The sequence below is a fragment of the Streptomyces sp. NRRL S-1813 genome, assembly GCF_000719605.1.
GTDB classification, from domain to species: domain Bacteria; phylum Actinomycetota; class Actinomycetes; order Streptomycetales; family Streptomycetaceae; genus Streptomyces; species Streptomyces decoyicus.
In genome coordinates, this window is the sequence record NZ_JOHB01000005.1 from 1 (window position 1) to 13,811 (window position 13,811).

The 13,811-nt window shown below is 72.5% G+C and carries 10 protein-coding genes; 6 read left to right on the forward strand and 4 right to left on the reverse strand.

Going from position 1 to position 13,811, the window contains the following annotated elements; translation table 11 throughout:
• The first annotated feature begins 438 nt into the window (after nucleotides 1-438).
• The 6 genes from IF67_RS39005 to IF67_RS0110145 all read left to right on the forward strand — a co-directional run bounded on the left by IF67_RS39005 (nucleotide 439) and on the right by IF67_RS0110145 (nucleotide 8,421).
• Nucleotides 439-2,490 (forward strand): YfjP family GTPase, encoded by a 2,052-nt coding sequence (locus IF67_RS39005; RefSeq protein ID WP_037839122.1) that lies wholly within the window; start codon nucleotides 439-441, stop codon nucleotides 2,488-2,490.
• Between the two features lie 240 nt (nucleotides 2,491-2,730).
• On the forward strand, nucleotides 2,731-3,474 hold the full coding sequence (locus IF67_RS39010) for a single-stranded DNA-binding protein (RefSeq protein ID WP_234341046.1): 744 nt from the start codon (nucleotides 2,731-2,733) through the stop codon (nucleotides 3,472-3,474).
• A gap of 226 nt (nucleotides 3,475-3,700) precedes the next feature.
• A complete protein-coding gene (locus tag IF67_RS0110130; protein WP_030984282.1) occupies nucleotides 3,701-5,110 on the forward strand; it encodes a Cys-Gln thioester bond-forming surface protein in 1,410 nt (469 codons plus the stop codon).
• A 481-nt stretch (nucleotides 5,111-5,591) separates the two neighbouring features.
• Nucleotides 5,592-7,256, forward strand: coding sequence for an energy-dependent translational throttle protein EttA (gene ettA / locus IF67_RS0110135; protein WP_030984284.1), 1,665 nt, complete (start codon nucleotides 5,592-5,594; stop codon nucleotides 7,254-7,256).
• Between the two features lie 5 nt (nucleotides 7,257-7,261).
• Entirely contained in the window at nucleotides 7,262-7,693 is a 432-nt protein-coding gene (locus IF67_RS0110140; RefSeq protein ID WP_030984286.1) for an acyl-CoA thioesterase, read from the forward strand.
• Complete coding sequence (locus tag IF67_RS0110145; RefSeq protein WP_030984288.1) at nucleotides 7,690-8,421, forward strand: hypothetical protein; 732 nt, start codon at nucleotides 7,690-7,692, stop codon at nucleotides 8,419-8,421. Before IF67_RS0110140 ends, IF67_RS0110145 begins: the two co-directional genes overlap by 4 nt.
• 146 nt (nucleotides 8,422-8,567) lie before the next feature.
• Here the strand turns inward: IF67_RS0110145 and IF67_RS0110150 are convergent, their stop codons facing one another.
• From IF67_RS0110150 to IF67_RS0110165, 4 genes are all read right to left on the reverse strand, one after another.
• The gene (locus tag IF67_RS0110150) at nucleotides 8,568-8,972 is read right to left on the reverse strand and encodes a globin (RefSeq protein WP_030082224.1); all 405 of its coding nucleotides are present in this window, start codon (nucleotides 8,970-8,972) and stop codon (nucleotides 8,568-8,570) included.
• 130 nt (nucleotides 8,973-9,102) lie between these two features.
• Nucleotides 9,103-10,644 carry an FHA domain-containing protein gene (locus IF67_RS39015; protein ID WP_030984290.1) on the reverse strand — a complete coding sequence of 514 codons (1,542 nt, stop codon included), beginning with the start codon at nucleotides 10,642-10,644 and terminating at the stop codon, nucleotides 9,103-9,105.
• Between the two features lie 60 nt (nucleotides 10,645-10,704).
• Complete coding sequence (locus tag IF67_RS0110160) at nucleotides 10,705-12,054, reverse strand: vWA domain-containing protein (RefSeq protein ID WP_030984292.1); 1,350 nt, start codon at nucleotides 12,052-12,054, stop codon at nucleotides 10,705-10,707.
• Nucleotides 12,055-12,298: 244 nt separating this feature from the next.
• On the reverse strand, nucleotides 12,299-13,810 hold the full coding sequence (locus tag IF67_RS0110165) for a PP2C family serine/threonine-protein phosphatase (RefSeq protein WP_030984293.1): 1,512 nt from the start codon (nucleotides 13,808-13,810) through the stop codon (nucleotides 12,299-12,301).
• Between the last annotated feature and the right edge of the window lies 1 nt (nucleotide 13,811).

Here is a 13,811-nt window from a genome sequence, read left to right on the forward strand (position 1 = left end):
GGGCAGGGGGTTGGGGAGGGGGAGATCGGTGAGAGGCCGGTGGAGTGTGTGACCTCGGGGGAGTGTGCGGCGCCCGGGCAGGACATGGCGTCTGTGGGGTGTGAGGTGCCGGTGGGATCCGTAGGGACTGTGCAGGCCGAAGGGAGTGGCGAGCCCGTGGAGGGGCGGGAGACGGGCGTGGGGGCGGAGTCCGTTGGACGGGCGACGGTGGCGGGTGGGGCGTGGGATGACGGGTTGATTGCGCGGCGGGCGCGGGATGTGGGCGTGCCCAGGCCGACGGTGCGGCAGGCGGGGAACGGGGAGCGGGTGGAGATGCCTGGTGGGGCTGGTGGGTCTGCCATGCCTGGTGGGGCTGGTGTGGTGTCGCGGGGTGGGGTTTACGCCGCGACAGGCATGCGGGCGTATGGCGCGTCACGTACCGAGTCGCGTGGTGAGGGAATGGTTCAGCCGCGTTCGCCGGGTGTGGAAGGCGGGGGCGGGGGCGGGTACCGCTGGGTCGCGGACGGGGGGCGGCGGGCCGCGGCAGGCGGGCTGCGTGGACGGCTGGATGCGTTGCGGGAGTTGATCGCGCTGTCCCGTACCCGGCTGGACGGGCGGACGCTGGAGGGGGCGGGGCGGGTACTGGAGACGGCGGACGAGCGTTACCGGCTGTCCGGTGAGCACACCGTCGTCGCCATTGCGGGGGCGACCGGCAGTGGTAAGTCGTCGCTGTTCAACGCGCTGGCCGGGGCGAATCGTTCGCAGGTCGGGCCGCGGCGGCCGACGACCGCGGAGCCGGTGGCCTGTGTCTGGCCGGGCAGCCGGCCGGGCGCGGAGGGGCTGCTGCACCGGCTGGGCGTGCCCGCGCACCGGCGGCACACTCCGGCGGACGGCAGCTCCGAGCTGCACGGACTCATCCTGATCGACCTGCCCGACCACGACTCCTCGGCCACCGAGCACCGCGCTCAGGTGGACCGGATGCTGGAGCTGGTGGACGCGGTGATCTGGGTGGTGGATCCGGAGAAGTACGCGGACGCGGTGCTGCACGAGCGGTATCTGCGGCCGCTGGCGGGCTACGCCGAGGTCATGTTCGTCGTCCTCAACCAGGTGGACCGGCTGCCCGGGGACGCCGCCGACCAGGTGGTGGACGATCTGCGCCGGCTGCTGGACGAGGACGGGCTCGCGCTCGGCGAGCACGGGGAGCCCGGGGCGGCGGTGCTCGCGCTGTCCGCCGCGACCGGCCGGGGCGTGGGGGAACTGCGGGAGGCGCTCGGCCAGTTCGTCGCGGAGCGGGGTGCCGCGGACCGGCGGCTGGCGGCGGATGTGGATGCGGCGGCCGAGCGGTTGCGGTCGGTGTATGTGGCACAGAGCCAGGTGGGGCTGACCGAACGGGCCCGGGCGGAGTTCGACGACCGGCTGGCGGAGGCGGTCGGGGCGGTGGCCACCGGGCGCGCGGCGGAACGGGATTGGCTGCGGTATGCGGAGCGTGCGTGCGGGTCACCGTGGGCGCGGATGCGGGGAAGGCGGGGGAGCCGGTGGGGGACCGGCGGCTCCGGGGCGGGGGCGACGGGCGTGGGCGCTTTCACCGGTGCCGGTGGGCCGACGGGCACAGGGCGGACCGATGAGGGGCGAGCCGGTGCGCCGCGGGCCCGTAGGGGGCGGACGGGAGCGGGGCGGGGTGACGGCGGACGGGCGGCCGTGGGCCAGACCTGCGGGGGACGCAACGAAGCGTGGCGTGACGAAGCGGGACGCAACGGAGCGACGCGCAACGGAGCGACGCGCAATGAAGTCGGGCGCAACGAAGTGGGGATGACCGGTGCCGGGCGGGCCGGTACAGGGCGGAGCGGTGGCGGTCGGGCCGTCCGTTGGCGGAACGGGGTGCGGCGGCGTGTGGTGGGGCGGCACGGGCTGTCCGGGCATCCGCCGTCGGCCGGGGCGGTGGCCGGTGGTGGGGGCGAGCCGACGGTGGACGGCCGGGCCGCGGCACGGCCGGTGGTGGAGCAGGCCGTACGCACGGTGGCCGGTGAGGCGTCGCATGGCTTGCCGGCGCCGTGGGCCCAGGCGGTGCGGGAGGCGGCGGACCGGGGTGCCTACGGGCTGCCGGAGGCGTTGGACAGGGTGGCCGCGGATGCGGAGGAGTCGCTGCGCGGTGGGCCGGCCGTGAAACCGCGGTGGTGGACGGTCGCCGCCTCGCTTCAGGGGCTGCTGTCCGTACTCCAAGTCGTCGGCCTGCTGTGGCTGCTGGGGGCGGTCACGGGTGTGGGTGAGGGGACGGCCTGGGTCTCCGGGCTGCTGCCCGCGCTCGTCGGTTCGGTGGGCGGGCCGACGCTGGCGTGGCTGTGCCGGGTGGTGGCACGCGGTCCCGCCAGGCGATACGGGCAGGACGCCGAGCGACGGCTGCGGACTGCGGCGGCCGGGTGCGGGCGGGCACGGGTGCTGGAGCCGGTCGCCGCCGAGCTGTTGCGCTATCGCGAGGTACGGGAGCAGTACGCGGTGGCGTCAGGGGCCTGACGGCGGGTGCCTGGCCTCGTCGGTGTCTGGCGTCAGGTGCTTGACGGTGGGTGCCCGGCGGTGGCGTGTGGCGGCGGGCATGTGAGGGCGGATTCCCTCTCCCGGGTGGCCGAGTTGTCCACAGCCGGTCACCCGTCCACATGCCGCCGCGGCGCCCGCCGGATCCGTGCAGCATGAGATCCACGCAGCGCGAGCGGCAGATGACGGGAGCGAGCGCATGACGCGGGGGAGGCGTGTTCCGTGAACGACACGATGGTGACGCTGGTGGGCAATGCCGCGACGGCGGTGGAGCACCGGCAGACGACGGCGGGCGTGACGGTGGCGAGGTTCCGGCTGGCGGCGACGTCCCGTCGGTGGGACAAGGCACAGGAACGCTGGACCGACGGGGGGACGAGTTTCTATACGGTCCGGTCGTGGCGCGCGCTCGCCGACAATGTCGCGGCGTCGGTGGCGGTGGGTGAACCACTCGTCGTCCAGGGGCGCTTGCGGCTACGGGAAGGGGAGCAGTCTCCCGAGCGGGGCGGGCAGCGCTGGTTCTCGGCGGAGGTCGACGCCGTGGCGATCGGTCACGATCTCGCGCGCGGCACTTCCGCGTTCCGGAGAGCCACCCGGGCGCCGCGTACGGAGGCGGACCCCGCACCGCCGCCGTCACCGCAGCCCTCACCACGATCGCCACACGAGACCTCGGAACAACACGAGACCTCGGAACAACACGCGACCTCGGAGCGACACGCGACGTCGGAGCGACACGAGACCTCGCCACGACATGCGACCTCGCAACAACAGGAGGACTCGGAACAACACGAGGCCGGGGGAGAGATGTTGCCGGTCGACGCGGCGCCGGCCGTCGGCGAGACCGTTGGCAAGGCGCCGGCCAAAAGACACGCCCGTGCCAGGACTTCGACGCCCCGGGAGCCTCGGGAAGCGTCCGTCACAGCAGCCTCATCCGCAACCCATTCGTCCCAGAAGGCCGCAGTGCCCTGAATAGTCCTGGGGATTTGTCGATAATGCCAGGTCAAGGTGCCCGTTGTCGGTAACGATTGCGATTCGGATCGCTTATGGGATGCCATTACTGGGGACCCTGATGCACCTGCTCCATAAGATCCGACAAGTACTCACGGGGGCTGACGTGTTCGGCTGTTGAGTTCTTTGGGATCTTTCCGGCGAGGCATCCTCTCCCACTCGACCGCCTCGCCCAGAGGGGAAATTCATGCTTTCGATGAAGAGGCGGGGCGCAGCCCGCCTTGCCGCCGCGGTCGTGGCCTCGGGCCTCGTCGCGGCGGGTGCGATAGCCACCGCGGGTACTGCCGCGGCGGACGAGACGACCCCCACCCACGGGGGTGCCACCGCCACGCTCGGCGGTCTGAAGACGTTCGACCAGGCGGTCGTGCACAACGACGGAGGGGACCAGCGCGTAGGCGCCGGCCTCTTCGAGATGGCGGTCGACAACGGCGGCACGCTCCAGACGTACTGCATCGACATCCACAACCCGACGCAGCAGCAGGCGAAGTACCAGGAAGTGCCCTGGAGCGCCTCGTCGCTGCACAACAACGGGGACGCGGGCAAGATCCGCTGGATCTTGCAGAACTCGTACCCGCAGGTGAACGACCTGGCCGCGCTCGCCTCCAAGGCCGGTGCCGGGAACCTCACCGAGAAGACCGCCGCGGCCGGCACCCAGGTCGCGATCTGGCGCTTCTCCGACCACGCCAAGGTGGACGCGGTCGACCCGGCGGCCGAGAAGCTCGCCGACTACCTCGAGAAGAGCGCGCAGAACGTCGGCGAGCCCACGGCGTCCCTGACGCTGGACCCGCCGGCCGTCTCCGGCAAGTCCGGCGGCAAGCTCGGCCCGGTCACCGTGCACACCAACGCCGACAGCGTGACGATCTCCCCCGGCGCCGGTGCGGCGGCCGGTGTGAAGGTCGTCGGCAAGGACGGCAAGGCGGTCACCAGCGCCGCCGACGGCACCCAGCTGTTCTTCGACGTGCCGAAGGGCGCCGCCGACGGCAGCACCTCGCTGACCGCGCAGGCCGCCACCAAGGTCCCGGTCGGCCGTGCCTTCACCGGCATCGGCGTGCACGCCAAGAGCCAGACCCAGATCCTGGCCGGCTCCAGCGAGTCCACGGTCTCCGCGGCCGCCACGGCCTCCTGGAAGAAGCAGGGCGCCATCCCGGCGATCACCGCCGAGAAGAACTGCGCCAAGGGCGGCGTGGATGTCACGGCGACCAACAAGGGCGATGAGGCCTTCCGCTTCCAGCTCTCCGGCAAGAACATCGAGATCGCGCCGGGCAAGTCGCAGACCGTGACCGTCCCGGTGGCCGAGGACCAGCCGTACAACATCACCATCAAGGGTGAGGGCGGCTTCAAGAAGTCCTTCTCCGGCGTCCTGGACTGCAAGACCGCCGGCAGCGGCGGCGGCAAGCCCTCCACCCAGCCCAGCCCGGCCTCGGTCGGTGGCAGCACGGGCGGCAGCGCGGGCGGCGACAAGGGCGGCGACCTGGCCGAGACCGGTTCCAGCAACGCCACCCCGATGATCGCGGGCATCGCGGTCGTCCTCGTCGTGGTCGGCGGCGCCTCGGTGTTCTTCCTCCGTAAGAAGAAGACCAGCACCCCCGCCCAGTGACACTCGGCGCCCGGTGAGATCCGGCGCCCGGTGACACGGCCGGTGCCGGTGAGACTCGGCGCGCAGTGACAATCGGCGGCCGCCCGGTGACCTCACGGTGACCGGGCGGCAGTCGATCGAACAACCCAAGGCCCCGGAGCGCAGTGGCGCTCCGGGGCCGCTGGCGTCCGCCGTCCCGGCCCCCGTTCCTTCCCGTGGGGAAGTGCGGCCCACGGGCGGACGTGCGGCAAGAAGAGAGCAAGAAAAGAGCAAGAAGAGAACGGCCCGCTCGACAGCGACCAACGCTGACAGAGGGCAACCAAGCGGACACCGCGTCATGCCAGGTCGCGCTGAGCAGGGGCGCTCTGACCTACTCGTTTCCGCCAGAGCGCAGGCGTACGGCAAGATGGGGTGTATCTGCCCTCCCTCGGACACGTCGCACGATGGCCTTGGGGCGGTGCCGCACAGACCCTGATCGATCCAATCTGCCGGACGGTTTCTCTTGGCTGAGTACATCTACACGATGCGCAAGGCGCGCAAGGCGCACGGCGACAAGGTCATCCTCGATGACGTGACGCTGAGCTTCCTGCCCGGCGCAAAGATCGGTGTCGTGGGTCCCAACGGCGCCGGTAAGTCCACGGTGCTGAAGATCATGGCCGGTCTTGAGCAGCCGTCGAACGGTGACGCTTTCATCTCCCCCGGCTACACCGTCGGCATGCTCCTCCAGGAGCCGCCGCTGGACGAGTCCAAGACCGTGCTGCAGAACGTGCAGGACGGCGCCGCCGAGGTCATGGGCAAGCTCCACCGCTTCAACGAGGTCGCCGAGCTCATGGCGACCGACTACTCCGACGCGCTGATGGAGGAGATGGGCAAGCTCCAGGAGGACCTCGACCACGCCAACGCGTGGGACCTGGACACCCAGCTGGAGCAGGCCATGGACGCGCTGGGCTGCCCGCCCGGCGACTGGCCGGTCACCACCCTCTCCGGTGGTGAGCGCCGCCGCGTCGCGCTGTGCAAGCTGCTGCTGGAGGCCCCCGACCTGCTGCTCCTCGACGAGCCCACCAACCACCTGGACGCCGAGTCCGTGCAGTGGCTGGAGCAGCACCTCGCGAAGTACCCCGGCACCGTCGTCGCCGTCACCCACGACCGGTACTTCCTCGACCACGTCGCCCAGTGGATCTGCGAGGTCGACCGCGGCCGCCTGCACGGCTACGAGGGCAACTACTCCAAGTACCTCGAGACCAAGCAGACCCGTCTCAAGGTCGAGGGGCAGAAGGACGCCAAGCGCGCCAAGCGCCTCAAGGAAGAACTGGAGTGGGTGCGCTCCAACGCCAAGGGGCGGCAGGCCAAGTCCAAGTCGCGACTGGCCCGTTACGAGGAAATGGCCGCCGAGGCCGACAAGATGCGGAAGCTGGACTTCGAGGAGATCCAGATCCCGCCGGGCCCGCGTCTGGGCAATGTCGTCGTCGAGGTCGACAAGCTCAACAAGGCCTTCGGCGAGAAGGTCCTGATCGAGGACCTGAGCTTCACGCTGCCGCGTAACGGCATCGTCGGCATCATCGGCCCGAACGGCGCCGGCAAGACCACGCTGTTCAAGATGCTCCAGGGCCTGGAGACCCCGGACGCCGGCGACATCAAGGTCGGCGAGACCGTCAAGATCTCCTACGTCGACCAGAGCCGCGAGAACATCGACCCCAAGAAGACCCTGTGGGCCGTGGTCTCCGACGAGCTGGACTACATCAACGTCGGCCACGTCGAGATGCCCTCGCGGGCGTATGTCTCCGCGTTCGGCTTCAAGGGGCCGGACCAGCAGAAGCCGGCCGGTGTGCTCTCCGGTGGTGAGCGCAACCGCCTCAACCTGGCGCTCACCCTCAAGCAGGGCGGCAACCTGCTGCTCCTCGACGAGCCGACCAACGACCTCGACGTCGAGACCCTGTCGTCGCTGGAGAACGCGCTCCTGGAGTTCCCGGGCTGCGCCGTGGTCGTCTCCCACGACCGCTGGTTCCTCGACCGCGTCGCCACGCACATCCTGGCGTACGAGGGCGAATCCAGGTGGTTCTGGTTCGAGGGCAACTTCGAGTCGTACGAGAAGAACAAGGTCGAGCGCCTCGGTGCGGACGCGGCCCGCCCGCACCGCGCCACGTACAAGAAGCTGACCCGGGGCTGACCGGCGTGCGTCACCTCTACTCCTGCCCCCTGCGCTGGTCGGACATGGACGCGTTCGGCCATGTCAACAACGCGGTGTTCGTCCGCTACCTCGAAGAGGCGCGGATCGACTTCATGCGCCGGCTGGCGCCGGGGGACGGCAGCCCGTCGTTCACGGGCGGCTCGGTTGTCGCCCGGCACGAGATCGACTATGTGCGGCCGCTGGTGCACCGGCCCGAACCGGTGACCGTCGAGTTGTGGGTGACGAAGATCAGCGCGGCGTCGATGACGGTCGGCTACGAGGTCAAGGACGAAGAAACGCTCTACCTGCGGGCCTCGACCGTCGTCGTTCCGTTCAACTTCGCCGAGGAGCGCCCCCGCCGCATCACCGCGGAGGAGAAGGCGATCCTCAAGGAGTATCTGGACGATGCGTCGCACCAGAGGGCCGTCGCGGTATGACGGCGCTGCACCTGGCCGACGCGGGGGAGGCGGCGGATCTCGCCGCCTTCCTCGCCCGGCTGATCCACTACGACAAGGCCGCCGCGGTACGCCTCCAGGCCGGCGGCGGGGTGCTTGCCGTGTTCGGCCGCCCGCCGTCCTTCGAGGTACTGGCGATCCGTACCGCCCGGCTCGCCGGGGACAGCACCCTGGACGCCACCGTCTCGGCCGGTGAACTCCTCGACGGCATCGAGGAGTCGGCGAACGTGCTGACCGTGCCCGACGCGGTCACCGGCCCGCCGTGGACCGGGCTGCTGCCGCCGCGCGGCGGCTGGCAGCGGGTGCCGGGCCTGCCCGCGCCCGAGACGCTGGTGCGTGCGGTGGCCGCCGCGGTCGCCGAATTCCGGGCCCGTGACGAGGAGTTGCCGCCGCAGCACCGCACCCGCAGCGAACGGGACCGTATCGGCCGGGAGATCTGGTCGCGCACCCTCGGCGACACCCACCTTCCGCTGCGCGCCGCCCATGCCGCGCAGTCGCTGGGCTTTCTGCGGCCGGCGCGGGCCGGTGCGCTCGTGGGGGGCGGCGCCTCGTCCGGAGCCGCTGCCGCTGCGCCGCGGTCCCAGCCGCTGAGTCTGCTGTCCGCGGGCGGCTGGCTGCGGCTGAGCACCCCGTACGGGTCGATCGCCGTAAGGACGAGTGGCCCGGCAGGGCTGACCGGGCTGTCGGGGCTCACGGTGACACCGGCCTGACGCGGCGGGTGCCGTAGGACGGACCGGGCCGGACCGGTTCCTTACGGATGCCGGTCCGGTGTGAGGTATTCCTCTGTGAGGCGGTGCGGTGTTCCTTAAGGCCGCGACATTCTCAGGTCGCGACGTTCTTCATGCCCCGATGTTCCTCAGTCCGCGGCGTTGATCATCGAGGCGGCCGCGTAGGTGAGGTAGTTCCACAGCTGCGTCGCGTGTGCCTCGGACAGGTCCAGGGAGTCCACCGCGTCCCGCATGTGCCGCAGCCAGGCGTCATGGGCGGCGCGGTCGACGGTGAACGGGGCATGCCGCATCCGCAGCCGGGGGTGGCCGCGCCCGTCGCTGTACGTACGGGGGCCGCCCCAGTACTGCATGAGGAAGAGCGCGAGCCGCTCCTCGGCCGGGCCCAGATCCTCCTCCGGGTACATCGGCCGCAGCAGCGGGTCCTCGGCGACTCCCTGGTAGAAGCGGTGCACCAGGCGCCGGAAGGTCTCCTCGCCACCGACCTGTTCGTAGAAGGTCTGCTCCTCGAGCGTGCCGCGTGGAATCTTGTTCACCCGTCCATGGTGGCAGACGTCCCGGCCCAGGACTTCGGTCGTAGGACGAAGAGACCGGCGACGGACGGAAATGGCTCCGGGGCGTGATCGGTTGATCACGCCCCGGGGTCGTTCTGTCCTCGTCGGCGGGTCAGCCGCGGCGGACGGTCAGCGTGGTCCAGGCACCGACATGCACCCGGTCGCCCTCATGGAGCGGCACCGGCACATACGGCTGGATGGGGTCCTCGGCGAGGTTGATCGTCGTGCCGTTGGTGGAGTTCTGGTCCACCACCGCCCAGCTGCCGTCCTGCTGCTGCACCAGCAGTGCGTGCTGGTGCGAGACGCCCGGGTCCTCCGGCGCGCTGCCCAAATCGATGTCCGGGGCCTCGCCGGTGTTGTTCCGGCGGCGGCCGACGGCGATCTGGCCGTTGGCGAGCGGGAGCACCTGCTCGGGGGAGTACGAGGGCAGGTTGAGTCCCGCCGCCTCCGGGCCGCTGCGGCCCATCATCGCCATGAAGTACTCGCGGTCCGGGGCGATCGCCACCACCCAGCCGGTGCCGACGACCGGCGGCGGACCCTGCGGCGGCGCCGCGGGACCCTGGCCGGGGCCGCCGTTCCACTGCTGGTCCGGTCCGGGCTGCTGCTGCGGCATCTGCTGCTGCTCGTACGGGCCTGGCTGCTGCTCGTACGGAGCGTGCGGCTGCTGTTGCTCGTACGGCGGCGGCTGCTGCTCGAACGGGGCCTGCGGCTGCTGCTGTTCGTACGGTCCCGGCTGCTGCGGGGGGAACGGCATGGGCTGCTGCTGCTCGTACGGGGCCTGCGGGCCCGGTCCGGGCGGCGCGGGTGCCATCGGCGGGGGGCCGGCCTGGGCGCTCGGCGGGTTCAGCGTCCAGTCGTCGCCGCCCTGCTGCTGCGGCGGCGGGCCGGGCTGACCGGCCGGGCCGGGGCCGGGCATGCCGGGGGGCGGGCCGGGCTGGCCGGGGAAGCCGCCGGGGCCGGGGCCGCCGGGAGGCATGCCCTGCTGCTGCGGGGGCTGGGGCTGCTGCGGGGGCGGGAAGCCGTAACCGTCCTGGCCGCCCTGCGGGCCGGGGGCGGGCGGCGGGAAGCCGTACCCGTCCTGGCCACCCTGCTGGCCGGGCGGCGGGGCGTAGGACGTCGGGGAGTTGGTGAGGAAGTTGTAGCGGCACCCCTCACAGAACGGGGCCATCGCCTCACGCGGCGTGCCGCACTGCGGGCATGCCTCAGGGCGCCCGGACTGGTCGGGGCCGGGCGCGGGCGGCGGGAAACCGTAGCCGCCCTGGCCGCCCTGTGGGCCGGGGCCACCTTGCGGGCCGGGGCCGCCGGGGCCGGGTGCGGGGGGCGGGAAGCCATAGCCGCCCTGGCCGCCCTGTGGGCCGGGGCCACCTTGCGGGCCGGGGCCGCCGGGGCCGGGTGCGGGCGGCGGGAAGCCGTACCCGCCCTGGTTGTCAGGAGCGCCGGGGCCGCCGAAGCCGGGGCCGGGGCCGGGTCCACCGGGCGGCGGGCCGGGCTGTCCCGGCGGCGGGCCGGGCCGGCCGGTCGGCTGGCTGGGCGGTGCGTTCAGGAATCCCGCAGGCAGGGAGGGCGGCGGGGGGACAGCGCCCGCCATCCGCTGGCCGCACACCTCGCACCAGTCTTCGGCCACCGACTGGTGGCCGCTCGGGCAGGTCGGCATGTCGGTTCTTCCCCCTCCGTACCGATTCGCTTCGGTAGTAATGCTCGGTACTGATCGTGGCTATTTCTTCACGCGAATGGTTTTCGTCGAGCGCGTCTCGAGGGTCATCTCGTCCGCTTCGGCGACCTTCGCCTTCAGTCGCACAGTACCGGTCGCCGCATCGACGACGTCCACCACCTTCGCAAGGAGTTTCGCAGTCGCCTCGTTCCCCGAGGCGCCGGCCAGTTGTACCGCGCGGCCCAGTTTTGCCGTGGCACCGTCGGTATCACCCGACTTGCGGGCATCGAGCCCCTGTTGGATGACATGGGCCAGTTCGGCCTGTCCTGTGTAGTGCGCCACCTGCGGATTGATCGAGGTGGAGGCGACCGCATCGTCCGTCCACACGGCCCGTACGAGCCCCTGCGACAGGGGCCGCGGCGGGGTGGCGGACGCGGGGCCGTCCGGTGCGGAGATGATCAACGAGACGCGTCCGGCGAGCATTTCCTGGCCGACGCCGGCGGCCGGGACCCGCAGGCAGAGGTGGTAGTCGCGGGACTCGTCGCCCCAGGAACCGGTCGGGTAGTCCCCCGACCGCGGACCGGACTCCCTGCGCCGGCCGGTCAAGTCCTCCACCGTGGGCGCCACTTGCTTGACGAAGACGGTCTCGGCGCCCAGCGGGGTCCACAGCCGCAGCACGACATCGGCGACCTCTTTGCCCATCGCCTTCTCCGTCATCCGCGTGAAGTCGGCGGTCAGACCGGCCGGGTCGGCGACGATATCGGCGGTGCCCAGGAGTGCCGAGGCGATGCCGGTGACCTCCTTGACCTCCCAGTCCGTGCCCACGCCGCGGGCGTCGCAGGTGAAGGAGCCGCAACAGGCGTCCAGGGCGGCGCGCAGCTCCTGCGGCGACTCGTGTTCATTGCGGCCGTCGGTGAGCAGAATGGCGTGCCGGATGGCGGCCCCGGCGGACGACAGCAGCCGTTCGGTCAGCCGCAGCCAGGTCCCGATGGCCGTACCGCCGCCCGCACTCAGCTTCCGCAGTGCCTCCCTCGCCTCCGCGCGGGTGGTGGCACCGGCCACGGCCAGCCGGCCGCCGCCGGGGTAGATCTCGGTGGCCCGGTGGGTTCCGGCCACCACCGCGAAGCCGACCCCGTCGCGCACGGTGTCGATGGCGGCGGCCGTCGCCTCACGGGCGCCGCGCATCTTGGCCGGCGGATAGTCCATCGACCCGGAGCAGTCCACCATGATCACCACACCCGCGTCCGGCCCGCCGGCACCTCCTGCGGATACCGGCCGGCCCCCGGTCGTGCCGCCCCCGGTCGCGGTGACCGTGACGATGGCGTGCACCTCGCGCCCGCCCTCCGGGAGATAGGGGTTCTGGTACACCTCGGCGGAGAAACGCGGCACATGGGACTTGGTGAAGTTGGCCATCCGTTCCGCTCCTTGAGACGCCGTGACCGTCGGTCAGTGCCCGTGATGCGTCGTACGTGGTGCGTCGTACGTCGTACGTGGTGCGTGGCGCGCGCGGTGCAGGGCGGGTGGTGCGGCGCGCCGTACGTGGCGTACGGCGCGCCGCACCCCGGACGGGATGCGTGGTGCTTTGGACCAGGTCCCCAGGTCCCCAGGTCCCCTGGTCCTCTCCCCCCGGCGTCCGACTCGGTCGGTTTTGAGCTGGTCAGGCCGATTCTGCCCGCCCCGCAGGTGCGGGGAACGGCACCAGCGCCACCGTTACGTTGTCGTGCCCGCCGCCGTCGAGCGCGTGGGTGACCAGCGTGCGGGCGCTGTCCAGGGGCCTGCTGGGGGCGTCGTGCGGCAGTACGGCGGCCATCTGCTCCGCGCTCTCGGCGTAGTTCCACAGCCCGTCGGTGCACACCACCACCACACCGGGCCCATCCGGCTTGAAAGTGGCGGTATGTGGCTCGACTTCGTAGGCGTCCGCGCCGAGCCAGCCCGTGATGGCGTGCGCCCGTTCGTCGGCGTTCGCCTCGGCCTCGGACATCAGGTTGTTGGCGACCATCTGGGCGGCCCAGGAGTCGTCCTCGGTGAGCCGGGCGGGCGGCGCCGCACGGTCGTTGGGGATCCAGTAGGCGCGGCTGTCGCCGACCCAGCCGATGGTCAGCAGCCCGCCGCCGACCACCGCACCGACGAAGGTGCAGGCCGGGGCGTTCTGCTGACGGTGCTCGTCATGCGCCGAGGAGGGGTCGGCGGCCAGCGCGTCGACCGCGGAGGAGGCCGCCAGGATGGCCTCGTGCATGGCCTGTTGGGGATGTGCGCCGCGCGGCAGCGATGCCCCGAGGGCCTCGCCGGCGGCCTCGGACGCCGCCGTGGACGCCTCGTCCGGACGGGTCGCCGAGGAGACGCCGTCGCAGACCACCGCGACCACGGCGGGGGTGCCGTCGGGGAGGGCGGCGGCGCGGAGTGCGAAGAAGTCCTCGTTGCGGTGGTGCCGGTGGCCCCGGTCGCTGACCGCGGCGATGCCCGCCAACTCACGCTCCATGTGGTCGCGTTCGCGGGGCTGGGCGTGGCCGCAGTGCGCGCAGTAGCCGTCCGGCCCCACGGCGCCGGACCGGCAGGCGGCGCAGAGGGGGGTGCCCTGGGCGGGGGTGCCCTGAGCGGGGGTGTCGGACGGGGCCCCGGCCGCGGCGGGCGCACCGGGGTCCGTGCCGGGCGTACCTGATGCCGGGCCCGGGGCGATGGGCGCCGCGCCGGGCACGGGCGCACCGGACTCGGCGCCCGCTCCTGCTCCGGCTCCCGCTCCGGCCCCCGCTCCCGCAGCCGCCTCCGCGGCCGCGTCGGCGACCGCCTCGTATCCGGCGACGCGCGGATCGGCCACGGGGGCATGGCCGGGCACCGGCGGCGCGTGGCTCGGCATCGGGGGCGTGCCCGGGTCCCCGTACGGGAGACGGGCCTGCGGGTCCGGCGGGGGCGGCGGGCCGGCCGGAGCGGTCCGGGCGGCCGCGGCGGACGGTGCGGGTGCCGGCGGCGGACCGGGCGGCCCCGGCGGACCGGGGGGCGCCGGTGGCGCGGCCGGCAGGGGCGGTACGGCGGGGGCGCCGTGCGCGGGCGCGCCGTACGCCGGCGGCACGGCGGGCGTCAGAAGATCGGCGCCGCACCGCCCGCAGAAGTTGTCCCCCGCATCGAGCGGTTCGTCACAGCCCGGACACCGGGACGGCCCAGTCACACCCATG